The 26,651-nt window shown below is 44.7% G+C and carries 22 protein-coding genes and 1 riboswitch; of the genes, 1 reads left to right on the top strand and 21 read right to left on the bottom strand.

Annotated features, from left to right (window positions below; translation table 11 throughout):
- Positions 1-77 precede the first annotated feature (77 nt).
- From GKS34_RS17355 to GKS34_RS17260, 20 genes are all read right to left on the bottom strand, one after another.
- Entirely contained in the window at positions 78-764 is a 687-nt protein-coding gene (locus GKS34_RS17355) for a DUF4386 domain-containing protein (RefSeq protein WP_163386244.1), read from the bottom strand.
- The gene (locus GKS34_RS17350) at positions 754-1,476 is read right to left on the bottom strand and encodes a DUF4386 domain-containing protein (RefSeq protein ID WP_163386243.1); all 723 of its coding nucleotides are present in this window, start codon (positions 1,474-1,476) and stop codon (positions 754-756) included. The genes GKS34_RS17355 and GKS34_RS17350 overlap by 11 nt, the downstream gene beginning before the upstream one ends.
- 23 nt (positions 1,477-1,499) lie before the next feature.
- On the bottom strand, positions 1,500-1,871 hold the full coding sequence (locus GKS34_RS17345) for a DUF6567 family protein (protein ID WP_163386242.1): 372 nt from the start codon (positions 1,869-1,871) through the stop codon (positions 1,500-1,502).
- Positions 1,868-2,908, bottom strand: a complete 1,041-nt coding sequence (locus GKS34_RS17340; RefSeq protein WP_240459344.1) for an NAD(P)-dependent alcohol dehydrogenase — start codon at positions 2,906-2,908, stop codon at positions 1,868-1,870. Before GKS34_RS17340 ends, GKS34_RS17345 begins: the two co-directional genes overlap by 4 nt.
- A gap of 107 nt (positions 2,909-3,015) precedes the next feature.
- On the bottom strand, positions 3,016-4,803 hold the full coding sequence (locus GKS34_RS17335) for a helix-turn-helix domain-containing protein (RefSeq protein ID WP_163386241.1): 1,788 nt from the start codon (positions 4,801-4,803) through the stop codon (positions 3,016-3,018).
- 317 nt (positions 4,804-5,120) lie between these two features.
- Positions 5,121-5,492, bottom strand: a complete 372-nt coding sequence (locus GKS34_RS17330) for a hypothetical protein (RefSeq protein ID WP_163386240.1) — start codon at positions 5,490-5,492, stop codon at positions 5,121-5,123.
- A gap of 291 nt (positions 5,493-5,783) precedes the next feature.
- The gene (locus tag GKS34_RS17325) at positions 5,784-6,563 is read right to left on the bottom strand and encodes a 2-keto-4-pentenoate hydratase (protein ID WP_163386239.1); all 780 of its coding nucleotides are present in this window, start codon (positions 6,561-6,563) and stop codon (positions 5,784-5,786) included.
- A 399-nt stretch (positions 6,564-6,962) separates the two neighbouring features.
- Complete coding sequence (locus GKS34_RS17320; RefSeq protein ID WP_163386238.1) at positions 6,963-7,538, bottom strand: DUF4256 domain-containing protein; 576 nt, start codon at positions 7,536-7,538, stop codon at positions 6,963-6,965.
- Between the two features lie 24 nt (positions 7,539-7,562).
- Positions 7,563-8,186, bottom strand: a complete 624-nt coding sequence (locus GKS34_RS17315) for a Crp/Fnr family transcriptional regulator (protein WP_163386237.1) — start codon at positions 8,184-8,186, stop codon at positions 7,563-7,565.
- 431 nt (positions 8,187-8,617) lie between these two features.
- Positions 8,618-9,343: a tetratricopeptide repeat protein gene (locus GKS34_RS17310; RefSeq protein WP_163386236.1), complete on the bottom strand. Its 726-nt coding sequence runs from the start codon at positions 9,341-9,343 to the stop codon at positions 8,618-8,620.
- A gap of 2 nt (positions 9,344-9,345) precedes the next feature.
- Positions 9,346-10,770, bottom strand: a complete 1,425-nt coding sequence (locus tag GKS34_RS17305; RefSeq protein ID WP_163386235.1) for a CCA tRNA nucleotidyltransferase — start codon at positions 10,768-10,770, stop codon at positions 9,346-9,348.
- Positions 10,767-11,195, bottom strand: a complete 429-nt coding sequence (locus GKS34_RS17300; protein ID WP_163386234.1) for a hypothetical protein — start codon at positions 11,193-11,195, stop codon at positions 10,767-10,769. The genes GKS34_RS17305 and GKS34_RS17300 overlap by 4 nt, the downstream gene beginning before the upstream one ends.
- 100 nt (positions 11,196-11,295) lie before the next feature.
- Positions 11,296-12,249, bottom strand: coding sequence for a methylenetetrahydrofolate reductase [NAD(P)H] (gene metF, locus GKS34_RS17295; RefSeq protein WP_163386233.1), 954 nt, complete (start codon positions 12,247-12,249; stop codon positions 11,296-11,298).
- Between the two features lie 25 nt (positions 12,250-12,274).
- A complete protein-coding gene (gene metH, locus GKS34_RS17290; RefSeq protein WP_163386232.1) occupies positions 12,275-14,986 on the bottom strand; it encodes a methionine synthase in 2,712 nt (903 codons plus the stop codon).
- A gap of 4 nt (positions 14,987-14,990) precedes the next feature.
- On the bottom strand, positions 14,991-16,034 hold the full coding sequence (locus GKS34_RS17285; RefSeq protein ID WP_163386231.1) for a homocysteine S-methyltransferase family protein: 1,044 nt from the start codon (positions 16,032-16,034) through the stop codon (positions 14,991-14,993).
- Positions 16,035-16,107: 73 nt separating this feature from the next.
- Positions 16,108-16,209, bottom strand: a riboswitch (SAM riboswitch).
- 102 nt (positions 16,210-16,311) lie between these two features.
- The gene (locus GKS34_RS17280) at positions 16,312-17,622 is read right to left on the bottom strand and encodes a hypothetical protein (protein WP_163386230.1); all 1,311 of its coding nucleotides are present in this window, start codon (positions 17,620-17,622) and stop codon (positions 16,312-16,314) included.
- Positions 17,623-17,699: 77 nt separating this feature from the next.
- Positions 17,700-21,647, bottom strand: a complete 3,948-nt coding sequence (locus tag GKS34_RS17275; protein ID WP_163386229.1) for a PAS domain S-box protein — start codon at positions 21,645-21,647, stop codon at positions 17,700-17,702.
- Between the two features lie 186 nt (positions 21,648-21,833).
- Positions 21,834-22,076: a (2Fe-2S) ferredoxin domain-containing protein gene (locus tag GKS34_RS17270; protein WP_163386228.1), complete on the bottom strand. Its 243-nt coding sequence runs from the start codon at positions 22,074-22,076 to the stop codon at positions 21,834-21,836.
- Positions 22,077-22,180: 104 nt separating this feature from the next.
- Complete coding sequence (locus tag GKS34_RS17265) at positions 22,181-23,431, bottom strand: DUF819 family protein (RefSeq protein WP_163386227.1); 1,251 nt, start codon at positions 23,429-23,431, stop codon at positions 22,181-22,183.
- Positions 23,421-24,065: an NUDIX hydrolase gene (locus tag GKS34_RS17260; RefSeq protein ID WP_163386226.1), complete on the bottom strand. Its 645-nt coding sequence runs from the start codon at positions 24,063-24,065 to the stop codon at positions 23,421-23,423. The genes GKS34_RS17265 and GKS34_RS17260 overlap by 11 nt, the downstream gene beginning before the upstream one ends.
- 225 nt (positions 24,066-24,290) lie before the next feature.
- Here GKS34_RS17260 and aceK point away from each other — a divergent pair, with 225 nt between their 5' ends.
- Entirely contained in the window at positions 24,291-26,018 is a 1,728-nt protein-coding gene (aceK, locus tag GKS34_RS17255) for a bifunctional isocitrate dehydrogenase kinase/phosphatase (RefSeq protein WP_163386225.1), read from the top strand.
- 2 nt (positions 26,019-26,020) lie between these two features.
- Here the strand turns inward: aceK and GKS34_RS17250 are convergent, their stop codons facing one another.
- On the bottom strand, positions 26,021-26,533 hold the full coding sequence (locus tag GKS34_RS17250) for a gamma carbonic anhydrase family protein (RefSeq protein ID WP_163386224.1): 513 nt from the start codon (positions 26,531-26,533) through the stop codon (positions 26,021-26,023).
- Between the last annotated feature and the right edge of the window lie 118 nt (positions 26,534-26,651).

Genomic DNA, 26,651 nt, shown 5'->3' with positions numbered 1-26,651 from the left:
GATCGCTTCCTCCGGGCTTGACATCGTTAAATTAACCATTTCGAATAAAAACACGCTCATTTGATTCATAATTTTCATCACGCGCTTTTAACAGGTTGGAAAGAATGCCGCTTCCCACCCCTGAAAACTAGCCAAAAGGCCAGACCAATCTCGGCAAGGGCCATCGGAACGCTTGCGATCATTTCGATAAATGCAATCTGTTGCGCATAGCCGGGAAGTGCTATTTTGGCCAGGTGTATGCCCGTGTAACAACAACCGGCAACGAGCAGCAACCAGCCAAAAAAGGAGGGTACGAACCTTGCTTTGACAGACAACAAGCCCATACCGAACAGGTGAAATCCAAAGAGTATCAATCCCTGGGACCAAATCAATTCAAAACGCTGCAGCGCCAGCAAGACTTCAATGGCACCTGCAGCGGCTTCCACGAGGGCAAGCGCCTCCACCAAATGGGCCACTGCCGCCAGCAATATGAATGCATATAGTGCCCGGATCAGGGCGGTGAGTGCCGAAAGACGGGGATGGACTTCTTTCAGGAATCCGTACAAACTGCCTGCTACCAACAGATCCAACAGCACAATCGCTCCCCATGCCACCATTCCATTGCGGAATAGCGTACCTGAAGCCCGCAGGTTCCGATACGTATCCTGCGGGCTGTTCATGTCGATCAGTCCCCCGTACACATAGCCATAGGCGTAACCAGCTGCCAGGGCCATGGCAATGAGGGAGAACCCGGAAAAAAGGGCCATTTTTCGTTTACCTGACATCCTCCGCTTTTAACTTACTGGTAAAAAACCCGTTCTTCAAAAGATACCCGGTAAGGGTGACTTCCCCCAGAACCGCCGTAATCCCCACGACCAGAGCCAGCCATTCTTCGTTTCCCGGAAACAGAAAATCGCCAAACGATTCCATTTCGTAACCGAGTCCAGCCAGTATCATCAAGGTACCCAGCAAACCGGGCAACGGTGACCGATGCAGCAACAGCCCCAATAGCAGGCAGTGCAACCCAAAAAACACGCCGGCGATCAGGTATCCTATCCGGTGCGCCTCCATAAAAAGCAGGCTCATGGATTGCAGTTGATTCGCATCAAATCCAGCCAGGAAATCCGGCACCAGAGCTGCTTGTAAGGCCAGGTAATGATTGAGCAGGTTCAGGCTGCCGATAGCCGGGTGGGCCAAAAGCCGCAGCACCGCTGCCGTTAGCGCAAGTGTCTCCCCATAGGAACGAAACAGCCGGTACAGCCAAATCGAAATGATCGCATCCAGCAGAAACGCAATCAAATCAAGTACTAATCCCAGGCGAAACAGCGCTTCCTCGGCCACAATATTTTTGGAGGTGGCCAGCGCATCTTCCGGAATGACCAGACTGCTCCGGATGTACCCCTGGCTGAAGCCAGCCAATACGATTAGCAGCAAGTACATGAGGCCAGTTTGCCTCATGTGCGCTCTCTTTTTCGCGATTTCAAGTAGTCGATTCATCACCAAATACGTTCAAAAACAATTTATCGGGTGAATTCCACCACCGTTCCGCTGACTGTCAAGGTCCGCTTGTAATAAAAAGGAGGGACTCCACCCACATGTTCTTCGGTAAGGATATTGGTAAGGGTGCGGCTACCGGAAGTTAAATCGGCCTCCCGGATCATGGCCGCGTAGGCTTCGTTATAGAGACTTTTTCTGTTCGTCCCGCCGAAAATCAGTACGTAGTCGACCGATGCCGATCCTTTTACCTGTCCCAGTACCTCAAAATTTTTGCTTCCCAGGTGTACTTCGGTGCTGTTTTGATTTTGGTTTAAAATCCAGGCCTGATTGACCCCACAAGATCCCAGCCCGACAACTAAAGTCAGGGCAATAACTGCATTTCGTACGTTTTTCATGTTGTTTGTTGTTTAAGAATTGATATGGATTGAAAGGATGTAAAGTCATCCGAGTTAATAATTACCAGGTTTCCTTTTTTGTGGCCGGAGTCGATGTATTGGTGTGCTTCGGAAAGTCTGGCCAGCGGATACTGCCGGTCCAGCACGGTCCGGAGCTTGCCGGCCTGCTGGAGCTCCAGCACCTGAGCCAAAAGGCTACGGAGTTGTTCGTCGGAAAGCATACCCGTTGCTTCGAATACCGCTTTCCGGGAAGAAAAATAGCGGGTATACAGCATCTGCACCAGTAGGGAAATTTTCAATACTGGAGAGTAGTACCTGCCGTGTTTTGTCAATACTCGCTTGCAGGCAGCGAAAGACCTTTTGCCCAGGGTATCAAAGATAAGGTCGTACCTGCTTTCACTCTGGGTAAAATCCTCTTTGGTGTAGTCCACCACATGGCTGGCTCCGAGGGATTTCACCAAGCCTGCATTTTTGCCGCTGCATACGGCGGTCACCTCGGCACCCAGGTGCATGGCAATCTGAACGGCAGCCGTACCGAGACTTCCGGAGGCTCCATTGATCAATACCTGATCTCCCGGCTTTACCTGACCGAGACGCTTCAGGTAATTATAGGCCGTCAGGTGCCCGTCGCAGAAGGTGGCTGCCTCGGAAAATCCCAGCGTTTCCGGTAGGGGCAGTAAGATGCCGCTGGCCTTTAGGGTCAGGTATTCAGCATTGGCACCAAATCCAAGTGTGGTCTCACCAAAGACCCGGTCCCCAACCTGGAAGTGCCGCACCTTGCTTCCGATTTCCGCTACGTATCCTGCAAATCCGGTTCCTGGTATGGGATTTTTTGGCTTGCGAATCCCCAGAAAAAGACGTGCCAACCAGGGCTTCCCGCTTCGCATCATGGCGTCGGCTGTAGTAGCCGAGGAGGTGATCACTTTCACCAAAACTTCATCCGGGGCAGGCTTGGGCTTGCTAACCTGGTGCAACTTCAGAACTGATGCGGGGCCGTATCCCGTCGCCCGGATGGCTTCCATTTTTTCGTTGTTCATGACATTACCTTGTTGATTCGGAACAAAGTTGCGCCAGGGAAGCTTGACAAGGGTTCGGGAAAAGAAAAAAGGGGTGCGGAATTATAATCCGGAACCAATTAACCGGATTAATGCCTGTTTTTCTGAAATTCTTTGGGGGTCAGACCGGTCTCTTTCTTGAATACGGTATTGAAAACGGTTTTGGAATTGAAACCACTCTCGTAAGCCAGTCCAATCAACGAAATACTTGCATTTCCGGAGTCTGTTAGCAATTTTTTAAAATGCGCCACGCGGAAGCCGTTGATGTATGCGTTGAAGTTTTTGCCCAGCTTTTCATTCAGTAGCCAGGACAGCTGGTTGGGGTGCATTTCCAGTTGGTTGGCAAGGGACCGAAGGGAAAGGGAAGGATCAAGAAAGGGGCTCTCTGTTTCCATAAAGCGCTCCAATACCTGAAGGTAGTCGGTTGCGTCGGCTTCGCTTAGCTCGGCACTGTTCCGCTTAACGGGCCTGACCGGAGGGTTCGGTAGGGCAAAAACCCGCTCCTGGTAGCCCGAAAATTCGGGGTTGTGCCGAAGCGGAGCTGCAAGTGGATCACCAAAGGCCAGAAAGAGTATGGAAGATCGATTCTGAAACAGTTTTTCCAGGACGGAAAAGGCCTTTTTGGCTTCGTTCAGCACTCCATAAACCAAAAACAAGTAGGCATGCGCCTGAAAAGATGTATCCCCGGAAGCATTTGCTTCCAACTCGGCCAACAACCCCCGATACTCCTCGACCTTGCCCTGCATGACCCGAAGCAGACAGGCCAGGCCCAACTTTTCATCCGGCATGACGCCCTCCTGGGGACTGCCGAAAATCAGCCTTTCTGCCCGATCAAATGCTTCCTTTTTAAGCAGCGCATAGATCAAGGTAATCCGGGCCGGCAGGTTTTTGGCATTGGCTTCCAATAATTCCAGGAGCAAAACCTCCGCCTGATCGAAAGATTGAGAGCGGTACAGAAAGTACGCCTGATAAAATTTCGTTTCCGGATTTAGCGGATCAATGGATCGGGCGTAACCCAAATGTTCCCCTGCCTTTTTCATATCGTCCCTAAGCATAAAAAGAAACGCCAGAAATTGATGGCCTTCGGCATAGGCAGGTTTACTGGCAAGGGCTTGCTGGCCAAACCGCATGGCTTCGCCAAAATTGGCTTCGGTAAAAAAAGCCTGATTGGCTAGCAGGTAGTTAAGTGGTGCGTGATCGGGGTCAAGGGCTTTGGCTCGCTGCATGGATTCGATCGCTTTGTTCCAGGCCAGATCACGTGGAGCAAAGCCGGCTACTGCCAAAAAACTGTACGCGTCGGCCAGTCCGGTGTGCGCATCAATCAGGTCCGGATCGGACTGAAGCGCCTTTTCAAAATGGCCAATGGCCTGATGTACGTCTTCGGGATTCCACTTGTTAAAAAATGATTTCCCCTGCAAGTAATGTCGGTAGGCCTCCACCTTGCCGGTAGGTGCCTGCACCAGCTGATCGGCAATCTCCAGGTGGCCCAGGTATTCTCGCAATTTGTCGGCGATACGAAGGCTGATTTCATCTTGTATGGCAAAAATGTCTTCCATCTTTCTGTCCCAGCTTTCGGACCAGAAATGGGAATCGTCCGACACCTGTATCAACTGAGCGGTGATGCGCAAGCGGTCTCCGCTCACCCGTAGACTTCCTTCGAGTAGGTTGGCCACATCCAATTCCCGGCCTATTTCTGCCAGCGGCCGGTTTTGTCCTTTAAAGAAGAAACTAGAAGTCCTCGAGGTCACTTTCAGCTGTTCGATTTTAGCCAGTGCATGGATGATTTCTTCCGTAATACCGTCGCAAAGATAGTCGTTCTCTTTTCCGGGGCTCATGTTGACAAAAGGCAACACAGCAATGGATTTTGGATGGGTCATCGTTCGGTTTCGCTGCACCGGCAGGCGTACGGTGGAAAGTAGTAAATAAGTGTCGTAAGTTATTGATTTTTTTTGAAAAGGCGGAGATCTGGCCGGGTTGGCGTAAACCTCGTCCGTTTTAAGCGGTCGTTCGAATGCCGCTTACACGTGGTAATCGTGTCGTTTGGATCATTTTGAATAAATTAGGCCGGCTTGGCGCACTTTTCTTTGCCAGCCATGCCGCCATATATCCGTAAATGGGGTGTGTGATACATCGTGATTTTTCTGCGTAATACCTGAATCAAAAGACTAATTTTTGGTCATTGAGGCCAGTCTGTTTATATTAAAAATTTTCTTCTGTTTCCTCTGGTTGCGTTCGCACCTTTTACATTACCGCCGCCCCAGGTAAGACCGGATTTCCTTTCTCTAAAGGGGGAATTGTTCATACTCCATCGTTTGACCTTTGATTTTTCAGTCGATAGGCGTTCAATTTTTGAGGGTTGACCTTTACATTTTTTTATAATATGGTCTATTTTCTTATTATACCGGTACCTGTCTACCATCATTAGAGGAATACATATCAGTACTAACAGTATTACTCCTGCCAGTAGCCATAAACCGTTAAATGGAAAAGGGACAATCATTCCAATTAGACCAATTATCAATAATAATCCACCTAGAATTCCTGAAATATAGATGATACGTTTCATCTGTTTATAATTTTCTTTTATTTGTCATAACCTGTCCCGCACCAAAGGTCGGGATAGCCTGTCCCGATCTTTAATCGGGAGAATCTCCCATGCTTTATAATCATCCCTCCGTGTGTCGCTTGCGACATGCTCGATTTCATGTCATTCTTTTACCATGAGATGCTTAATACAGGCGTGGTGTGTTATTAGAATCCATTCCCTACCGCCCTGCCGTAAAATACGTACGAAAACGGAAGCCCCATTTTTGCCATTGATCCCGCATTACCCTGATGAAATCTGTAGTGTCTATTTTTAATTTTTCTTAAAATAGGTGGATAGACTTCCCACCTTATCGATTTCTATGGTTACCTCTGAATTTTGTTCTATGTTGATCAATTCAACCGGTGAGCCCGGAATAACGAAACTTCCTTTTTCTAAATGCATTCCTCTTTCAGTTAACGAATTAACCAACCATTTCAGTGAATTTAGAGGTCCACCCATAATTTCTCGTGCAGGGTCAGACACTACTAATTCTTTGTTTTTATAAACCCTAAACTCCTCTTCGTTAAAGCTTAAATCGTGAGGAGCTGTCTTTTGACTCCCGATAATCAGCCCCGTATGGATTCCGCCAGAACAAATTAGCTCTTGTATAGTAGGTGGCATAATCCAAAAGTTAAATTCATGAATTTCTATTCCTGGACTCACATATGCTATTGCTTCGATGAGTTCTATGTTTGTTAGATTTATACCCTGGAGGTCTTTACCTATTTTTAAAACCATCTCCGGTTCTATGGCACAATTCATGTAATTACTGAAGTCGAATATTGCCTGATTTTCAGTGATATGAGGGCAAAACAACTTCCCATGAATGGGTTCGGTTAAACCAAACTGTTTCCTTATCGCTGCACTGGTACAGCCCACTTTGAACCCTAATGCCTTTTCTCCTGATGCTATTCTTTTTTTTGTAACTAAATCTTGCACATGATAGGCCTGATCGATGGAAAGTTGTCTTACTAAACTGCTGCTTCCGTTCCATTTTTTTTTGTAAAATGAATCATAAAAGGAGCTTGCTATTCTTTCCTCATATTCCATGGGTGAATCCTTTTTTAGATTGAATATTTTAATTAAAACACCATACTGGATAACCGGATTCAGCTTGGAGCCGAGAGGTCCTTCCGGAGACCTACCCTTCCTTTTCTGACCGAATTATATTAAAAGTACAAAATAAAATCTTTACCCGGCCCCCGATGGATCTAAGGTGATGTTAAGCTCTGGTAGACCTCTTTTCCGATGGGCTACACCCATTGCTGGGAGGTTACACCATTTCCTTGGAGGAATGAAAAAGTGATCCCTTCTGAAAAAAGTTACAACTTTAATTTTCATTCATTGCTAGTCCTACCCGAAATTTAACTTTCGTTTCCAAAGTCCTGTAAGGGCGCAATACCAAAACACAGGGTGAAGCTCTTTGACCGGATCAAACCCTGTCCTGATTCAAACCAAAAGAGCAGCCCGGAAGCCCCGTGCGGAATAGTAAGACTGCGCCCCGTTGTGATAAATAAACACCCTGCCGTAGCGGTAGTCTCCAAATAACGCGCCGCCAAGTTTTCGGACGGATTGCTGTGTATCCAACCAACTGGATGTTTTGGCATCCAGCGGCCCAAACTGCTGGAGGTACCGGTATTGGGCTTCTGTCAGTAGGGAAACGCCCATGGCCTGGGCCATATCCTGCGCACTGTTTTCCGGGGGATAGGATTTCCTGGACTCTAGCCCTTCCCGATCGTAACAAACACTTCGGCGCCCTTTGGGGCTTTCGGGTGAACAATCAAAAAAGAGGATTTCACCGGTTTCTGAATCCAGGCCTACCATATCTGGTTCGCCTCCCGTATCTTCCATTTGTTGGAGGGACCAAAGCTTTTCCGGCTGATCTTCCAACCTTTTTTGAATCGTGGGCCAGGAATGGCCTTGGTGCCGAAACATGTGCTCATCAAACCGATGCTTTAATACGCTTAGCAAGGCCTCTCCCTGATTGGAGTACCAGTCTTTAAAATCTTTAGGTTGGGTATGCATGCTTATTGTGAATTGATTGAGCTTTCAGGACGCTTCCAAGAGTTTTTTCCTAATCCTGCTAAGGGATTCCGGTTGCATAATTAGGTAAGATGCCAAATATTTCAAAGGGACTTGTTCCAGATAGATTGGGTATTTTTCAAGCAGTTTAATATACTGCTCCCGGGCAGAATCTACCATCAGCGAAATCTCCCTTTTTTCTCTCCACAAGTAATATTGCTCTACTGCCGTCCTTCCAAAATAATTGCTCTCGGGATATTGCTTGTACGATTGCCGTAAAAACCGATAGGGTAAAGATGCTAAAACACTTTCCTCCATTGCTTGGACGCAAAACTGCGAAGGTTCTTGCTGAATAAAACTGGAATAGGAACAGCTAAACTCATGCTGAAAAGAAAAATCAAAAGACCTTTCTTCCCCTTTGACCATCAAATAGTGCCGGGTGCTGCCAATAAGCACGATCGAGAGGTACTTTTCGGTATCGCCTTCATTTAAAATGAAATTGTCCTTTTTGTATTTTTGATGTTTAAATCCTTGGTTAAATACCTCCCATTGCTCATCGCTCATCGGTAAATAGGCATGTAATAACTCCCTGGCAGTTTGAAGGTGCTGCTTGTATTCCTCAGCGGAAAGAGACGGTTGTGGTAAGGACATACCTGCGAGAAAATTTTTTACCTCTAATTTCCTCCTCAAGATAAGTATTTACTTAACATAGGTCAATTCAAGGGGTATAAAATACGGATACCTTTGCCTCATCAATTAATCAGAATAACAAGAAACCATGAAAAATCTATTGAACGTAATGAAATATGTTTTTCTGATCTGCGCAGGGGTCTATTTTATCCTGCATTTGATCATTTTTTTTAAAGATCCACATACGAATCTCATCCGGCATTAAGAAAAAATAGGTCCGGGGATGTGGATGATTGCGGCTGGCCTGCTATTTCATCACTTGAAAAACAAGGATATGAAAGTGCTTTTTAATGAAAACGAAGAGGAGAATAAAAACCAAAAGGAGTGCCCTAAAAAAACAGAGGCCTGCCCTTTATCGAAAGGGTAGGCCTCTGCGTAAAAAAGAATAATGGCTATTGCAATTCTCCCAGATTTTCTTTCGCCAACTGAAATTCAGGGCTGAGGACAAGGGCTTCTTCAAAAGCGGCTCTTGCTTCCTCAGTACTTCCCTGGTCTTTGTAAATCAATCCTTTAAGATTTTGAGCTGCTGCCGCCATGCTGACTTCCTGCATGTTATTTTCTCCAGTTGGGAAGTTCAGCTTTTGCTCGGTTGATTTATTATCCTTTATCAGCATGTTAACCGAATTCAGCGCTTCTTCATACTTCTTTAGCGTATACTGTAAGTATCCGGTTTTGTACAAGCTGAAAAGATCCCCCGAAAGTAAATGTAAGGACTCAAAATGAGGCAATGCGCGTTCCAATGCGCCAAGCTGCTCCAGCGAAAAGGCGGCTACTTCAAGGCCTGTAAGACTTTTATCATTTCTTTCCAGAATATCCAACGACACCAGGGCAGCAGAACCATACTGTTCCATCTCAAAATACAAAGAAGCCAGTGTCTCGGCATAGGAAAGGTTTCGCGGGTTTCGTTCCATTAGCTCGTATAACTTAATTTTAGCCACGGATACGTCATTATACCTCATGGCCAGGGAGTAAATGCGGTTATCTACCTCATTTTGGGCCCTATTGCTGTTTGGAACAGCTGAAATGGTGGAATCGGGACTGGCATTTTCCTGCGCCTTCAGTACCCCAAGTGCACTGAAGCACAGCAACATAATCAATACAGCATATTTCATGTTCATCGTCAATAGTTTGTTTTTTTCTCAATTCCTTTTTTTGCAGCTAATCGGTACATTAACTCCAAAGCTTCTGATTTATTGTTTTGAATTTGTCCCTCCAAAATGGCTTCCTTGATTTCCTCTTTGAGATCTCCCACCACCCGGGAAGGTTTGAGATCAAATATAGCCATGATTTCATCTCCGGATACAGGAGGTTGAAAATTTCTTAATTGGTCTTTGGCTTCTACCTCTTGTAATTTCTTGTCTACTTTATCGAAATTAGCCAAAAAACGTTTGACTTTATGATCATTTTTTGAGGTTACATCTGCCCGGCAAAGTTGCATCAGATCTTCAATATCGTCTCCAGCTTCAAACAGCAGCCTGCGAAGTGCTGCATCCGTTACTTTGTCGTTTACCAGCGCGATCGGCCGAAGGTGTAATTTCACCAACTTCTGGACATATTTCATTCTTTCGTCCATGGGAAGTTTCAATCTTCGAAAAATCCCAGGCGTCATGCGGGCTCCTTTGTCCTCGTGTCCATGAAAAGTCCAGCCTACTTTTTGGTTGAACCGCTTGGTGGCCGGTTTGGCAATATCATGCATAATAGCCGCCCAGCGCAACCAAAGGGAGTCTGTCCGGGCTGCCACATTGTCCAGCACCTGCAAGGTATGGTAAAAATTGTCCTTGTGCGATTTATCCCCTACCGAATCCACTCCCTGTAAAGCGACCATCTCCGGAAAAAATTCCGCAAGCAATCCGCTTACAAAAAGCAACTTAAACCCATACGAGGGCTTATCTGTCATAATGATCTTGTTCAGCTCATCAATGATCCGCTCACCGGAGATAATGGAAAGCCGGCTGGCGTTCGAAATGATTCCGTCGAAGGTATCCGGGGCAATGTCAAACTTAAGCTGGGAGGCAAACCGAATGGCCCGCATCATTCGAAGTGGGTCGTCAGAAAAGGTTATGTCCGGGTCGGAAGGTGTACGAATGATTTTTCGTTTCAGGTCTTTTACACCGTCAAAAGGATCCACCAATTCCCCAAAATTTCCCTGATTGACAGCAATACCCAAGGTATTGATCGTAAAATCCCTGCGTTCCTGGTCTTCCTGAAGACTTCCTGACTCCACCTGTGGTTTTCTGGAATGGCTTTGGTAAGATTCCTTTCTGGCTCCGACAAATTCCACTTCCCAATCCCCCACTTTTATCATGGCAGTACCGAAATTTTTAAAAACACTGACCGGAGCTTTTTCTTCCAGCGACTCAGATACTGCTCTGGCAAGCCGAATACCATCCCCAATACACACAAAATCGATGTCCTTACTAGGCCGGTTTAATAATAAATCCCGGACATAGCCGCCCACCAGGTAGGTTTCCATTTCCATTTGGTCTGCTACCGCTCCTACTTGTCGAAAAATGGGTATTGTATCTAACGATTTTTCTAGATTCATGCGTTTCGTATTTTCACCTTTCCGTCAGCATGGAGTTCAATGGATTTGGCCCCATTTTCCGAAAGTGGGAATACCTGTTCGGAGCAGATCCTGTCAGCGGTTTCTATTTCCGGGATCCATTCCATGTACACGACTTCCCGCAATTCAAACAGGAGCCGGTGCCAATAAGGTGATTTGATCAATGCAAATGTAATCAATCCTTCGGAAATCATCTCACTCCCCAAAAAGCCTTTCGGAGGACTATGAAAAATCACCGTGTCCGGAGAAAATTCCACCAGGTCCAAGGCTACCTCGGAAAAAGGCCCTACCATGGCTTGCAATTGGTAGGTCTCATGGATCAAAAATACTCCCTTGCCCGCAGGCTGCCGGGATCCAAACTTTCCCCATTGGAAGTGTGCACCCTTCGGATCCTTAAAGGAAAGCATATCTGATTTTTTGAATTGGTTTTTCGCTGCCCGGTAGTCCACTGGATTTGATTGATTACTTAATAGTTAGAAAAGGCAATATGTGTGTGGGGGGAAACGACTAAAAAACTTCTTTGGCTACCCGATAGGTCGCATCGGCACGGCTCATGGTGTAATAGTGGAGGGTAGGTACTCCGTATGCCACCAACTCCTTGCTTTGTTGAATTGCCCATTCTATTCCCAACTCCTTTACATCCGCATTATTCTTGCATTTTTCCAGTCCTGCCAACAGGTCATCCGGCAGGTCCAGGTAAAATATTTTGGGCAGATTGACGATTTGTGATAGGGTAGTAATGGGTTTCAATCCCGGAATGATGGGAATGTCTATCCCCATTTCCCTTACTTTTTCGACAAAGGCAAAGAACTTTTTATTATCAAAAAACATCTGCGTAACAATGTAGCTGGCTCCTGCATCCACTTTTGCCTGAAGTTTTTTCAAATCAAAATTCAGGCTGGGTGCTTCAAAGTGTTTTTCGGGATATCCGGCCACTCCCACACAAAAATCGGTTCGGAATCCAACTTCTGTTTCGTCGTTTAGGTAACGGCCATGGTTCATGCCCACAATTTGTCCAACTAAATCGGAAGCGTAACGGTGTCCATCCTTATGGGGCACAAAACTCGCTTCTGTTTTGGGAGCATCTCCCCTCAATGCCAGGACATTTTCCACTCCGATAAAATAAAGGTCAATCAATGCATTTTCGGTTTCCTCCTTTGAGAACCCTCCGCATAATAGGTGAGGAACAGCGTCAACCTTAAATCGATTCATAATCGCCGCGCATATTCCTACCGTACCCGGACGTTTGCGCGTAGCGACTTTCTCAAGCAATCCATTAGCATGTTTTTTGTAGATATATTCTTCTCGGTGATAGGTAACATCAATAAAAGGAGGTTTGAACTCCATTAGCGGGGCGATACCCTCCAGAAGGTTGCTAAGGCTTTGCCCCTTCAAAGGCGGCAGAATTTCGAAGGAAAATAATGTTTTCTCTGCCTTTTTTATGTACTCTGTTACTTTCATTTCGTTTTCTTGATGTGCACAGGATTTAACCTTCGTGAGATAATTGAGGGGAATAGGATAGGTTTGGCGAAAGCCACCTTTCAGCCTGGGTTTTGGATACCCCCTTGCGGCGAGCATAATCTTCCACCTGGTCTTCTCCGATTTTTCCCAGCCCGAAATATCTGCTATCCGGATGCCCAAAATAATAGCCACTGACCGATGAGGTTGGGTACATGGCAAAACTATCCGTTAGGGTCATTCCAATGTTTTTTTCCACATCCAGCAAATCAAATAAGGTACGCTTCTCCGAATGTTCCGGACAGGCAGGATACCCCGGAGCAGGTCGGATTCCGGTGTAGGTTTCCCTTATCAGCCCCTCATTATCCAGGGACTCCTCCGGATCGTAGCCCCAATACTCTTTTCTTACTCTTTCGTGCAGGTATTCTGCTGCTGCTTCGGCCAACCTATCAGCCATGGCCTTTAACATGATATCGTTGTAGTCATCACCGTCTTCTTGAAAAGTCTTTAATTTTCCCTCGATTCCCAGGCCGGCAGTTACGGCAAACCCCCCAAAGTAATCTTTGCTCTTCGGATGGATATAATCCGCCAGGCTACGGTTGGGAACCCCCTTACCCTTCCTACCCTGTTGTCTTAGAAAATGGAACACAAACTGCTTGCTGGAAGTAAATTCCGGATCCACCAGCAGGTCATCTCCCGATCGGTGCACCGGAAAAAGACCCAAAACGGCTTTTGCTTTCAACCAGCCTTCATTCACAATTCGATCCAGCATGTTGTTGGCATCATTGTACAGCTTCAGTGCCTCTTTTCCAACTATCGGATCCTTTAAAATTTTTGGAAATTTACCTGCCAGCATCCAGGTACTGAAAAAGGGAGTCCAGTCGATGTATTTCCGAATCATACCCAGGTCGAGATTATCCAGTACTTGCACTCCTAGTTTTTTTGGAATGAATGGCTTATAAGTTGACCAATCCAACTCAACCGGATTGGTTTTGGCTTCCTTGTAGGTCACCAATTGCTTTACCTGCTGCTTTGCCTCGTGGTCGTCGCGCAACTTGCTATACAATGTCTTCATTTCGAGCCGGTATTTTTCCCTGGTCTCTTTGCTGATAGACTCCCCTGCTACCGGCACGGATTTGGAAGCATCCGCTACGTGCACTACCGTGCCACTGTATAACGGGTCAATTTTTACGGCCGTATGGATACGGGAAGTGGTTGCCCCCCCTATCAGCAAGGGGATTTTAAGACCTCTTCTCTCCATCTCTGCCGCAACATTTGCCATTTCGTCCAGGGATGGGGTGATCAATCCGCTCAAACCAATGATATCCACATTTTGGGCCAATGCTTCATCGATAATCTTTTCAGTTTCCACCATGACGCCCAGATCGATGATTTTGTAGCTGTTACAGGCCAGTACCACTCCGACGATATTCTTGCCAATATCGTGAACGTCTCCTTTCACCGTAGCCAGCAGAATCCGGTTAATGTTGTCAGATTTCGCGTCTCCGTCTTCATTTTCTTCAGGAAGCGGCATGAATGGCTCCAGATAGGCTACTGCCTTTTTCATGACCCTTGCACTTTTTACCACCTGAGGTAAAAACATCTTCCCTTCTCCAAAAAGGTCTCCAACCACATTCATCCCATCCATCAAAGGCCCTTCGATTACTTTCAGGGGATCGTTCAGAGAAAGTCTGGCTTCTTCGGTGTCCTCCACAATATAATCCAGAATACCTTTAACCAAGGCATGCTGTATGCGCTTTCCTACGGGTTGACTTCTCCAGGCTTCATCCGTTTTACTTTTTTTGCCCTGCGATCTTACTGTTTCTGCAAAATCCAGCAGACGCTCTGTGGCATCGTCCCGGCGGTTCCAAATCACGTCTTCCACATGCTGCAACAGGTCTTTGGGAATGTCGTCGTAAATCTCCAGCATGGCCGGATTTACGATTCCCATATCCATGCCGTTTTTGATGGCATGGTATAAAAACACGGCATGCATGGCTTCCCTTACCGGGTTATTTCCTCGAAAAGAAAAGGAAACATTACTTACCCCACCACTGACTTTTGCTCCGGGAAGGTGATCCTTGATCCACCGGGTAGCCCTGAAAAAGTCAATCGCATTGGTTCTATGCTCATCCATCCCAGTAGCCACGGGGAAAATATTGGGATCAAAAATTATATCCTGCGGATTAAACTTTACCTCCCGGGTAAGGATGTCGTAACTCCTCTGGCAGATATGTATCCTTCGTTCGTAACTATCCGCCTGCCCTTTTTCATCAAAGGCCATGACTACAACAGCGGCCCCGAATTTTTTGATGGTTTTGGCCTGTTGGATAAACTCCTCTTCGCCATTTTTTAAACTTATGGAATTGACGATTCCTTTGCCCTGGATGCATTTAAGTCCTGCAAGAATAATTTTCCATTTGGAACTGTCTACCATCACCGGAATCCGGCATATCTCGGGTTCAGATGCAATCAAATTCAGAAATTTTACCATGGCGGCTTCGCCATCGAGCATGGCTTCATCCATGCATACATCGAGGATCTGGGCACCTCCCCGAACTTGGTCCAGGGCTACTTCTAGCGCTTCATCGTAATTGCCATTCAAGATTAGCCGGGCAAATTTTTTGGACCCGGTTACATTGGTTCTTTCACCGATATTTACAAAATTAATCGAAGGGCCAAAAACCAGCGGTTCCAGTCCTGAAAGTTTCAAAGTGGGTTTGTTATTTGTTTCGCTCATGAAATTATTTTTCTGGAATAGATTCCTTCAAATGTCGCGGTGAAAATTTAGATGCCGTGTTAGAAATGGCTGCGATATGTTCAGGAGTGGTACCGCAACAGCCCCCAACAATGTTTACCCAACCCTCCTCAAGAAACGCTTCAAGCTGATCATTCATTTCTCCAGGGCCTTGATCGTATTTACCAAATTCATTAGGTAAACCGGCATTAGGATAGACGCTGACATAAAAAGGTGCATTTTCTGCCATGACCTTTAGATACGGACGAAGTTCTTTGGCTCCCAGCGCACAATTAAGACCGATACTTAGTAATGGCACATGGGAAAGTGAAATCAGAAAGGCCTCTGTAGTCTGACCCGAAAGCGTCCTGCCAGAGGCATCGGTGATAGTTCCCGAAACCATGATGGGAATTCCTCCCTCATGTGGATCCAGGGGCATCCCGCGTTTCTCAAATACCTCTTGTACCGCATACAGAGCCGCTTTGGCATTAAGAGTATCGAACACTGTTTCTATTAGCAGTATATCTACCTCTCCATCGAGCAGTCCTTCTACTTGCTCACTGTATGCCTCCACCAACTGATCAAAGTTAATGGCTCGGAATCCGGGATCGTTGACATCAGGTGAAAGGGACGCTGTCCGGTTGGTAGGGCCGATGGCTCCAGCGACAAATCGGGGTTTTTTCGGATTCTTTGCTGTACAGGCATCTGCCACTTCCCTTGCCAGTTTTGCTGATTCATAGTTGAGCTTGTACGCCAAGTCGGACAGTCCATAATCTTCCTGGGCAATGGAAGTACTGCTGAAAGTATTGGTTTCTACGATATCCGCTCCGGCATCAAAATAAGCCTTATGGATTTCCTTGATTATTTCAGGCCGGGTGAGGGAAAGCAAGTCGTTGTTACCTCTCAGTGATTTTTTTACACCATACAAGGCCTCATTTCTAAAATCGTCCTCCTGTAGGGCATACCGCTGAATCATGGTACCCATGGCGCCGTCCAAAATCAAGATTTTTTTGTGTAACTGCTGAAGTAATAATTCGGTTCTGTTTGGCATGTTGTCGTAATTTATAAAAAACTTATACGAGCATGAACCGGCGTAAAACTAGAAAGGATTATCTAACTTTTTCGGCTCATCTTTATCCGGCATTTCCAGAATAGGAATTAGCACCTTGTCACATCAGGTTGCTAAGACATCATAGGGCCCTTCCCTCCGTCTTTCTCGATAAGCAATGTCAAAAGTAACAGGAATTCAGGAAAAAAAACCCCTTTTTACAAAAAACTTTGCCTTGGAAAGGTAAAATGCAGACTCAAGAAATTTTGCCCCGGCCTACTTAGGGGCGAAGACCCAGGCCCAACTGAAAGTAGGGGCCCGAAAGGTAGTTTGCCATGGAAACCTCACCAAATCGATACCGGCTCAACGGAACTTCGTATCCTGCATGCAAGGAATAAACGAATCGAAAGGTGTTTTTTGAAAGGGGCATGGAATAAGAAATCAAAACTTCCGATTTACTCATGATGCCATTGTTTCGCAGGTAGCCGTCAAAATCAGGCTCTTCAAACAAAAGAGGGAAGTCGGGTTTATTCTTACTTTCAAGTGTATAGCGAATATTACCATAGCCTATTCCTCCGATTACACCCATTTCCAGGTTGCGACGTTTGTATAACTGATAACCATAATTTCCATATACCCGGACACTGTTTAGTGTCTGATGGTAATCTTCACTTGCTTGTCCGCTATTAGCGATGTTAAAAACATCCACTCCGTAAATCCATCTTCTGTTTTCTCCCAGAATTTTCATCCCGAGATTAGAAGGTGTCTTGCCAAGGGGATTCCATCCATTTTCCTGCAGGTAGGTATTTAACCGTTCTGGATTTCGGAAGGTTTTCCCGTAAAAAAAATGAACCCCAATTCCTGCATCGGGGAAAAACAGGTTTTGATCCGGCATGGAAAGGGCTGCCCCCAAACGGAAAAAGGCGCCACTTTGAAGGTTATCGAAGGTAATGCCATTCATTTCCCAGGCTCCTTCAAAAGGGCTAAAGGAATAACCGAATTTTCCCAAAATCCCCATGTTTTCTTCCAGTAGCGGTAGTGGTAAATCGTATCCGAACTGGAAGCCTATTTCAGTCAAAAACCCACCTAAATTGGAGCTTCCTCTTTGAATGTCGTGTCTGCGGATAAGAAATCCCTGGCTTGGTTGTTCCAGAAAACTCCCTAAATCCGCCACTTTCCGATCATCTTTGAGCATTTGAAAATTAAGATACCCTGCTCCCAGAGACATGTAGTGGATCAAGTGAAATCTGCCCTCCTCAGTAAGTGAGTAGCCTATATTTAAGTAAAAACGAGTGGTGCGGTGGTCTAGGGTATAATCCCGAAAATACGAATTGGTCCCGTTATTCTGAAACAGTTCAAAACCCAAAATAAAATCCGTCAGGCGGTATTGATACCCCAAACCGAACGTTTTATAGCCTCCCCTTAGGGGAGATATCCCCTTTTCGGATAACATCCCATTAAAATCCCGAATGTTTGAGCCGGAACTTCCCAAAAGAAAATAAAGTGTTGACCGCTCAGATAGGTTTTCCTGAGCCCGTAGACTTCCAGTCACGCACAAACAAAGCAGCAAAACATATAAAATTCCTCTCATAATGCCGTATAAAGATGCAAAGGTAGGACTTTAACCGGGGAAAAACCATACCACCCACATTTTTAACCCCTCCCATATCATAGGTATTTGATGATTTTACCGTAGAGGTTTTCGGGTGTAAAAGGTTTCGATATGTAATCGTCCATTCCCGACGCCTCTAACTGGTCTTTTACTTCAAGCAGGGAAGAAGCCGTTAAGGCTATAATTGGGACATTCCTTTTGGAAAGCAGGTCTAGTTTGCGTATTATTTTTGCTACTTCAAATCCATCCATTTCGGGCATTTGTAAATCCAGAAGCACCAAATCAAAATCATCTTTGAAAAAATAATCCAGGGCAATTTTTCCATTTGCTGCAAAACTGATTTCTCCCACTCCCCATTTGGAAAGGTATTTTTTTAAAAGCACCTGGTTGACTTGATTGTCCTCAGCGACCAATATTTTCTTTTCTCCCAGCTTTCCGTCTTCATTGACTGTGTGCTTTGCTTTCAATTCCTGAATTTCATCCTGAATTTCGAAATCCACCTCAAACCAAAACGTAGACCCCTCTCCCAATTTGGATTCCAGATGAATGTCAGTGCCGAAGAGTTTGGTAAGCTTTTTCACGATGGCCAGCCCCAGCCCGGTACCCCCGTATTTCCTGGTGGTATCTGAACTAGCCTGTGTGAAGGCGTCAAAAATGGATTTGATCTTACTCCTGGCTATGCCTATTCCGGTATCTTTTACTGCAAAACGAACGGTTACCCATTTCTCTTTTTGCTTCACCTGTTCAAGGGTGATTTTTATGTAGCCTCTGTCTGTAAATTTAATCGCATTGCTAACCAGGTTATTGAGTATCTGTGCAATGCGGACAGGATCACCTAATAGTAATTTGGGAAGTTGAAAATCAGGCTCATAAATGATCTCCAGCGATTTGTCCCGGATTTGGTACGTGTATGAATGGATGATCCTGTTTATCAGGTTTTTCGGCTCAAAAGGTACTTTCTCCAGGATTAGTTTGCCTGAATCAATTTTATTGAAATCCAAAATATCATTGATCAGGCCCAGGAGATTTTCAGCGGAAAATTGCAGGGTTTGGAGGTTCTCCAATTGATCTTCCCTTGGATTGTCTTCTAATAACAGGTGCGAAAGCCCAATTACCGCATTCATGGGGGTCCGGATCTCGTGACTCATGACCGACAAAAATTGACTTTTAGCATTGAGCGCAGATTCTGCTTTTTCCTTGGCTTTGTAGAGTTCCTTTTGGGTTTCTTTGAGCTTGGTAATGTCTCTTGCAATCCCGGTATAATAGCGGACCTCTCCTTTTTCGTCTTTGATCACCTTTCCGCTAGAACTGAAGACCCTAAAATGACCTTTTTTATGACGTAGCCGAAATTCAAATTCAGGGTTTTCCTGAAAATAGCTTATTGGACTGTTTTCCCCATCCAAAAACACCTGCGCATCCTCGGGATGAAGAAAATCAGTAAAATCTCCACTAGTGAACTCATAGGTTTCGTATCCCAGGAATTGTTTGATATTAGGTGAAACGTAGCTCAATTCCATTTGAGCTGTAATGGAAAAAATAATCTCAGTGGACTCTTCCACCAGATTTCGGTATTTGATTTCGCTTTTTTTCAGTTCTTTTTTTGCCTTGTATTCCTCTGAGATATCACGCACGATTCCCAGATAGTATTCCAGTTGTTCCCCGTAATAAATGGGTTTAGCAGTCAACTCGTAATAGCGGTTCATGTAGGGAATTACTTTGCTTACGGTATTCTTTTTTTCCAAAGCATCCTTAAACAACGGCTCTACTTCATGCAGCGTGGTAGTATGTACTTCCTGAATGGTTCTTCCTTCGAAATAGGTCTTGTCAAAGCCCCAATATTTAAAATTCGACCCTTCTGCCACCAGGTACTTCAAATGTCTGTCTATGAGAAAAACATTGGTATGAGGGATATTTGAAGCCAAGACCCGATACCTATTCTTTATTTTTTCAATTTCCAACCGATCATTTTTTCTTTCGGTCACATCGTGCAGCAGTCCTTCGTAAAGCAAGACCTTGCCATCCTGGTCAAAGACGGGTCGTATTTTGTCTTCTACCCAGCGGTAAGAGCCATCGGCCGAAAGCAATCGGTATTCTCTGTTATACTGGGTTTTTTCGGGGTAGATCAATTCTTTTTCAAAAACACCAAGGTCTTCCGGATGGATTAAATCCAACAAACTTGCAGCTTGTTCTATCAGTCGCTCCGCCTGGTAGCCAAACTGGTTGATGTTTTCGGTGATAAATGAAAGTTTGAAGCCCTGACTTGGTGCCACCTCAAATAAAATGGCAGGACTATTTTCAACGATTAGCTTTGCCTTTTTGGCCATTTCTTCCCGTTGAATTTTGGAGGTGATGTTCCGGATCAGAAACGAATACCCTACCTTTTCAATTTCTATGTTCTTAATGGGTTTGACTGAGACCTCATACGGCTGAACATGACCAGAATTATCCAGGATCAGTACTTCTTCCACCCAAATTCCCAAATCATCCGCTTTCCGAACCAGTCCCTGAAAGGATTTGGATGGAGGATTGGTGATTTTGAAAAAATCACTGATTTTTCCCTGTCCATTGGATTGAGGTTCTCCTTCAAAAATTGCTGCCTGATTCATGTAAATCACTTTCAGGTTCAGATCTGTAACGTATATGGGTTCGTTGACCTGAGCGAGAATTTGAGATTCAAAAAGAAGTTTTCGCTCTACCGTCTTTTTCTCGGTGATGTCATTACAATAACCGAAAACTTCCAGATTCCCCTGAGGCGTTAATTGATTAACCTGAACCCCATAGGCAATGAATTTTTCCTTACCGGTGACTGTAGTAAAAATAAATTCACCCGATACCGATTTCCGCTGGCTAATGGCCTTTTGAACCATTGACTTTACCCTTTCTTTATCTTTCAGTCGTATCAGGTTCAAAAAATTACGAATGCTCATGACATCGGTGTCAGGATCCATTTCAAAGATCCGATTGATCCCCTTTGAAAAATAAATTTTTCGGTCGGAATTATTAAAGCGCCAGGAACCGGATTTGGCCAGTATCTCCGTAGAGCTAAGAAGTTTTTCCTTTCTAAAAAGTCTGGATTTGGTAGATCGATTAATAAACGCCGCCCCAAATACATCTCCTAGTTGCTTGAGAATGTATTCATCCCGATGGTTTTGAATCCAATGCTTTTGGATGGAAGAACTGCTAAGGGTGTAAATGCCCAATAACTTATTTTCTGCAAAAATGGGAACGAGGATAAAGGCACGAATTCCAAACCTTTGGGCAATCATAGCCTCGAAAGGATGTATGTCTGGGAACTGTTGCAAATCATTTATGGAACGAAACCTGGAATCCGCCAACTTTTCCATAAAACTGTCTTGTCCTGAAAAGGAAAGCGACTGTTCTATTTTTTTTGAAGAATGAACGGTGTCTTTTTCCCATTCAAAAACACATTCCAACACTTTTATTTCCTGATACACCAGAAAAAAATTAGCCCGTTCGGCACCCTGAGAGTTGGCAATCATCGATAATGCCTTAAGAAAAACCTGATCCCATTCATCATCGGAAGCATTTAAAAACCGGGTGGATACCCAATTGATCATCCGCTCAAATTCTACCTTTCGGTGGAGCTGTTGTTCCGCATCTTGGGTGGAGTTCGATCGTTCACTTTCAACCCCATTCATCAAGTCTGGGGTATTTTCTTCCCTAAGCCCAGTAAGCATGCAGATTTTCCCCAAACTTTCAGCTTGTTTTCCGGTAATTTTTAATTTTAAATGCGGCTTATTTTCTTCCCCCTCAAAAAAATATTCAAACCCAAGTCCCCTTGCCTGCTCACTTTCGAAATAGGTTTGAATTTCTGGGATCAAGCCATCAAAACCCGAAAGATAGGCCTTCCAGTCACTTCCTTTCTCCTTATAAGGAGACCAGTCACCTTCGGCTAAAAGAAGTTGATTTTCATCAAAAACCAAAAATAATTCGCTTCCATTTTTGGAGCGTTGAAATAGATTTTGCTCAAATCCTTTTTCCATTTTAAAAACTAGGTAATTTATTCTTAACCGCAGGCAAATCAATCTGATAGACCACGGGTTCAGTTTCTTACTATCAATCCCTTAAGTTACTAACAAAAATCAATTTCATCATAAATCTACCCTAATAATATAGGCATTGTTGAAATTCACTCAGCTAAACGGAATTAAAAAAGAAAACCTAACTAATTATTCCATTTCTAATTCTTTTACCAATTGGTTCAGGTCACCATTTTTAACGAGGTGATCGTTTACAACCACCACTGGGCCTGATTTACAACAATCCATACATTTTGTTTTTACCAGTTTGAATTTTCCGCGGAAATGTTTTTCGTTGATGGTTTCTTTTATGGCTTCCACAAAAGTCTTGGCGCCGTTTGACTTGCAATCCGACCCTAAACAGACAAAGATAAACTTTCTTCGTTTTTTCATATGATCATAATTGTTTTTTAGCGGCCATATGGAATCTCGCATGCTTTATAATCATCCCTCCGTGGGTCGCTTGCGTCATGCTCGATTTCATAAGCTATCAATGATTAGTTCCCAAAAACAAATTGCAATAGCAGCCCACAAATATAGGCCCCATACGTACCCAATGCATAGCCCAATACGGCAAGCAATACACCTACCGGAGCCAGTGCCGGGTGGAAAGCAGAAGCAACAATAGGAGCCGATGCTGCTCCTCCAACATTTGCCTGAGACCCTATAGCGACATAGAAAAATGGTGCCCGAATCAAAAATGCGACCAGCAACATGAAAAAAATGTGGAAAGCCATCCAAATGATCCCAATGAGGAAAAAAAGCGGATTATCCAGTACGGCACGCAGGTCCATTTGTAAACCAATGGTGGCTACCAGTACGTACAACAAGACACTGCCCATTCTTGAGGCCCCCACGCCTTCGAGTTTTCTCCATCGTGTAAAAGACAGCATCAATCCTCCGGTAGTTGCCAGGATTACCAACCAGAAAAAAGGGGAATCAAGGGAATACTGTTTGAGAGAGGGATGATTTTCAGCAATATAAGCGGCCAGGTTTCCTCCGAGGAAATGAGAAAGACCGGTTATCGTAAAGCCCAAGCCCAGTATGGCCATGGTGTCCGAAAGCCGTGGAATTTTAAGGATGCTGTTTTGATAGTTTTCGACCTTTTCTTTGAGTTGGGTGATGGCGGATGTGTCCGCTTTCAGCAACTTGTCAGGAAGGGATGGTTTCGCAGCCCAGTAAAGTAGAAAAGCCATCCAAAGATTGGCAACAATGACATCTACTGCTATCATTTGACTGAACAGTATCGGACTGGCACCAAACACTTCCAGCATGGCAGTTTGATTGGCACTGCCCCCAATCCAGCTGCCAGCAATCGTAGCCAATCCTCTCCAGGTTTCGTCCCCTCCTACTCCTCCCAAAACCTCCGGAAATAGGGTAGAAACCAGCACCAAAGAAAAAGGACCGCCTAAAATAATTCCAAAGGTTCCTGTCAAAAACATAATCAAAGCTTTTGGGCCCAATTTCATGATGCTCTTTAGATCAATACTTAGGGTCAGCAAAACCAAAGAGGTGGGTAATAAATACCTTGACGCGACAAAATACAACCCGGAATCGGCACCAGAAACCAGTCCAAATGTATTGAATAATGCCGGAATAAAGTAGCATAACAATACCACCGGCACAAATCGATAAATGGCTTTAAAAATAGGATGATCACTAGCGGAGGTATAGAAAACCAGTCCTAAAACAGCCATCAATAAGCCGAAAACGACGGCATCATCCTGAATCAGCCCATTATCCCCCATTTGATTTGTTTTTCCAAAGCGTCAAAAATTCACTTAATATCATGGCTGTAGCTCCCCAAACAACCTCTTGATCTATGTCAAAATAGGGCGCCTGAATCGTTCTGCCCGAAGGTAGCGGAAATTTTTTCTCCTTTTGATTATTCTCGTCCAAAAGCCAGGCCAGGTCACAGGAAATCATTCGCGCTACCTCCCTGGGGTCGGGTCTGAAAATCGGCGGCTGGGATGTAAACCCCACGAAAGGCCTTACAGAAAAATTGCTGGGAGGAATGTACAAATCAGACAAAACTCCTAGAAGCTGTATTTTCTCACGGGGGACTCCAATTTCCTCCTCCGTTTCCCGAAGAGCTGTTTCTTCCAGATTTTTATCTCCCGGATCCATTTTACCGCCTGGAAAAGCAATTTGACCACTGTGCACCCCTTCGTAAACAGCTCTTTTGATAAAAGGTATCCTTATCCCGTTTTCAAACGGACAAATTAACATCAATACGGCCCCTTTTCTAGCTGCTTTCATCCGTCTGCTGTCAAATCGATCCTCTTCCAATGGCACAGGTGCCATTGGCTGTTGGCCCATTCTGCCGGGCAAAGGTTCTTTCAAGATATTCTCCAGAACGCTAACCAGGTATTTCAATTCCATACATGTGTTTCCTTACTTGGTAGCTGAAAAAAAGCCTGAATACCATTCAGGCCTTTTTCACTTATCAAACCTATTAAACCTATTGGGTTTTATTCATATAAAATGAACAAACTCATCGAAATTTAATGAATAAATCTACAATTCCAAAGGCATTAAATTTTGACAGGTAAAAATAATAACCTAATATCCAGCCTGAAATCAGGTGTTCTCTTCCCTTTACTGCGCATGACAAAAGACGACCTTCATCATACCGCAATTACCATTTTGAACGGGTACGATCAATACATTTCCGACTTTAATCAGGTAACCCGGGAAGTACCCGCCAATTTTGTCAGGAGAGACTGGAAGGCCCTCCAGGAAAATCATAAAAAAAGGCTTCGCCTTTATAAAGATCACCTGAGAAAAATCGTACCTCAATGCCAGAATCAGCTTGGAGAAAAGATAGCTCATGTAAATTCCTGGAAACTTCTAAAATCCATATACCTGGAAAAAATAAAAGCCAGAACAGATAAGGAACTGGCAGCTACTTTTTTCAATTCTGTGTTTAGGAAAACTTTTCCTGGAAATAACGTCCACGAAGCCCTGATGTTTGTGGAAGCACCTTTTGATGAGTTACCTGCCCAGATAGACTCAAGCCTATATCACACCTATCCGGCCAGTGATAGTATACAGACTATTTTTAGGAAAATATTGAATGATTTTGACTTTGGCGCACCCTATTATCAATTAGATGAGGACATTGGGTATTTGGAAAGGGGGGTCCGACAAGTTATTTTTAGCCGGTACCCCGCTACAGCTGATACGACTACCGAGGTCTTACGGGATATTTTTTACCGGAACAAGGCTGCCTACCTGATCGGCAGAACCTTTTTGGGAGAAAAATGGATGCCTTTCATCATTCCCTTCGTTCATAATGAGAAGGGGGTATTTGCCGATACCCTAATCTTCGATCCCAATATTATGAGTGGCATTTTCAGCTACACCCGCTCCTATTTTATGGCACCCATTCAAACTCCCTCCCAAACCGTAGCCTTTCTCAATTCAGTCATCCAACACAAAAGACCCTATGAGCTATACAATGCCATTGGCTTCAACAAACACGGCAAAACCTCCTTTTATCGCGACTTTACCAAACACCTACGTGAGAGCAAGGACGCATTTGTACTCGCCCAGGGTATAAAAGGTATGGTCATGACCGTCTTTACCCTTCCTTCTTACAACGTTGTATTCAAACTGATCAAAGATCATTTCGATCCCCCAAAAAACATGACCCGCCAACAGGTCCGGGAAAAATACAAACTCGTAGGATTACATGATCGGGTAGGTCGGATGGCTGATACCCATGAATTCGAAAATTTCAAACTTCCCCTAAACCGCATCCACCCGGATCTAATGCAGGAATTAAGAAAAACGGTTAACTCGCTTTTGAAAATCGAAGGGGATACGTTAATCATCAGGCATTTGTATATCGAAAGACGCCTTACTCCCCTGAATATTTTCCTGGAAGACTGTAGCTTGAAACTGGCCCAAATTGTGGTGAACGATTATGCTAATGCTATCCTTCAAATGGCCCAGGCAAACATTTTTCCAGGTGACATGATGACCAAAAATTTTGGCGTCACCCGACAAAACCGAGTTATTTTCTACGACTACGATGAAATTGAATTTCTGGTAAACATGAATTTCAGGTCCAAGCCCAAACCGGAAACCTATGAGCAAATCTATTCCTCCGAGCCCTGGTATGAAATAGGAGAAAATGACGTGTTTCCGGAAGATTTTAAGCGCTTTATGATCGGCAGAGCTGACGTCAGGGACTTTTTCATTGAATCCAATCCGCAACTTTTTGATCCGGATTACTGGAAGGGAATACAAAAACAACTCGCCAAAGGGGACCTGATTCATGCCTTTCCTTACCCTGAAAGGATGCGATTCAGACCGGAAGAAAAAATCTGACACTACTTTTCGTACCAGGATGCGTATTTGGGGTAGTTGGAAGCTATTCTGCTAATGGTAGCCTGCATTTCCGGTCCGGTTTCTTTGACTTTCCTGGCTGGAATACCGGCATAGATACTGTTCTTTTCCACTATGGTACCTTCCAGCACCACTGCTCCGGCAGCAATTACCGCTCCTTCTCCTACCCGTGCCTTGTCCATAATTATTGCCCCCATTCCCACTAATACCCGATCCTCGATGGTACAGCCATGAACGATGGCATTGTGAGCGATAGAAACATCCGACCCAATGAGAACCGGCGATTGTTGGTAGGTACAATGAATGATTACTCCATCCTGAATATTGGTCCGGTCTCCAACACGTATCGAATGCACGTCTCCCCGCACCACCGCGTTAAACCAAACCGTGCAGTCCCGCCCAAGAACCACATCTCCGATCAATGTGGCATTTTCAGCCATCCAACAACCCACTCCAAACTGAGGAGTCTTATCCCCGATTTTTTTTATTAATGCCATGAATTCAAAATTTAATTCAGTAAAACAGGAAAATGTATCCCAAATAAGAAATTTATTTTTGAATTAGCTGAACTTTTTTATGAAATTTCAGTTAAGTGTCTATACATTTAAACGATCT

The sequence above is a fragment of the Cyclobacterium jeungdonense genome, from assembly GCF_010994275.1.
GTDB lineage: Bacteria > Bacteroidota > Bacteroidia > Cytophagales > Cyclobacteriaceae > Cyclobacterium > Cyclobacterium jeungdonense.
Note: the sequence above shows the minus strand (reverse complement) of the source record. Positions and strands in the feature narration are given on the sequence as shown.

Coding starts and splice junctions, on each gene's coding strand:
- GKS34_RS17355 (WP_163386244.1), bottom strand. CDS start 764: ATGTCAGGTAAACGAAAAATGGCCCTTTTTTCCGGGTTCTCCCTCATT.
- GKS34_RS17250 (WP_163386224.1), bottom strand. CDS start 26,533: ATGGCATTAATAAAAAAAATCGGGGATAAGACTCCTCAGTTTGGAGTG.
- GKS34_RS17315 (WP_163386237.1), bottom strand. CDS start 8,186: ATGTCCTTACCACAACCGTCTCTTTCCGCTGAGGAATACAAGCAGCAC.
- metH (WP_163386232.1), bottom strand. CDS start 14,986: ATGAGCGAAACAAATAACAAACCCACTTTGAAACTTTCAGGACTGGAA.
- GKS34_RS17300 (WP_163386234.1), bottom strand. CDS start 11,195: ATGCTTTCCTTTAAGGATCCGAAGGGTGCACACTTCCAATGGGGAAAG.
- GKS34_RS17270 (WP_163386228.1), bottom strand. CDS start 22,076: ATGAAAAAACGAAGAAAGTTTATCTTTGTCTGTTTAGGGTCGGATTGC.
- GKS34_RS17275 (WP_163386229.1), bottom strand. CDS start 21,647: ATGGAAAAAGGATTTGAGCAAAATCTATTTCAACGCTCCAAAAATGGA.
- GKS34_RS17310 (WP_163386236.1), bottom strand. CDS start 9,343: ATGAACATGAAATATGCTGTATTGATTATGTTGCTGTGCTTCAGTGCA.
- GKS34_RS17350 (WP_163386243.1), bottom strand. CDS start 1,476: ATGAATCGACTACTTGAAATCGCGAAAAAGAGAGCGCACATGAGGCAA.
- GKS34_RS17305 (WP_163386235.1), bottom strand. CDS start 10,770: ATGAATCTAGAAAAATCGTTAGATACAATACCCATTTTTCGACAAGTA.
- metF (WP_163386233.1), bottom strand. CDS start 12,249: ATGAAAGTAACAGAGTACATAAAAAAGGCAGAGAAAACATTATTTTCC.
- GKS34_RS17285 (WP_163386231.1), bottom strand. CDS start 16,034: ATGCCAAACAGAACCGAATTATTACTTCAGCAGTTACACAAAAAAATC.
- GKS34_RS17320 (WP_163386238.1), bottom strand. CDS start 7,538: ATGCATACCCAACCTAAAGATTTTAAAGACTGGTACTCCAATCAGGGA.
- GKS34_RS17340 (WP_240459344.1), bottom strand. CDS start 2,908: ATGAACAACGAAAAAATGGAAGCCATCCGGGCGACGGGATACGGCCCC.
- GKS34_RS17265 (WP_163386227.1), bottom strand. CDS start 23,431: ATGGGGGATAATGGGCTGATTCAGGATGATGCCGTCGTTTTCGGCTTA.
- aceK (WP_163386225.1), top strand. CDS start 24,291: ATGACAAAAGACGACCTTCATCATACCGCAATTACCATTTTGAACGGG.
- GKS34_RS17345 (WP_163386242.1), bottom strand. CDS start 1,871: ATGAAAAACGTACGAAATGCAGTTATTGCCCTGACTTTAGTTGTCGGG.
- GKS34_RS17280 (WP_163386230.1), bottom strand. CDS start 17,622: ATGAGAGGAATTTTATATGTTTTGCTGCTTTGTTTGTGCGTGACTGGA.
- GKS34_RS17325 (WP_163386239.1), bottom strand. CDS start 6,563: ATGGAATATGAGGAAAGAATAGCAAGCTCCTTTTATGATTCATTTTAC.
- GKS34_RS17335 (WP_163386241.1), bottom strand. CDS start 4,803: ATGACCCATCCAAAATCCATTGCTGTGTTGCCTTTTGTCAACATGAGC.
- GKS34_RS17330 (WP_163386240.1), bottom strand. CDS start 5,492: ATGAAACGTATCATCTATATTTCAGGAATTCTAGGTGGATTATTATTG.
- GKS34_RS17260 (WP_163386226.1), bottom strand. CDS start 24,065: ATGGAATTGAAATACCTGGTTAGCGTTCTGGAGAATATCTTGAAAGAA.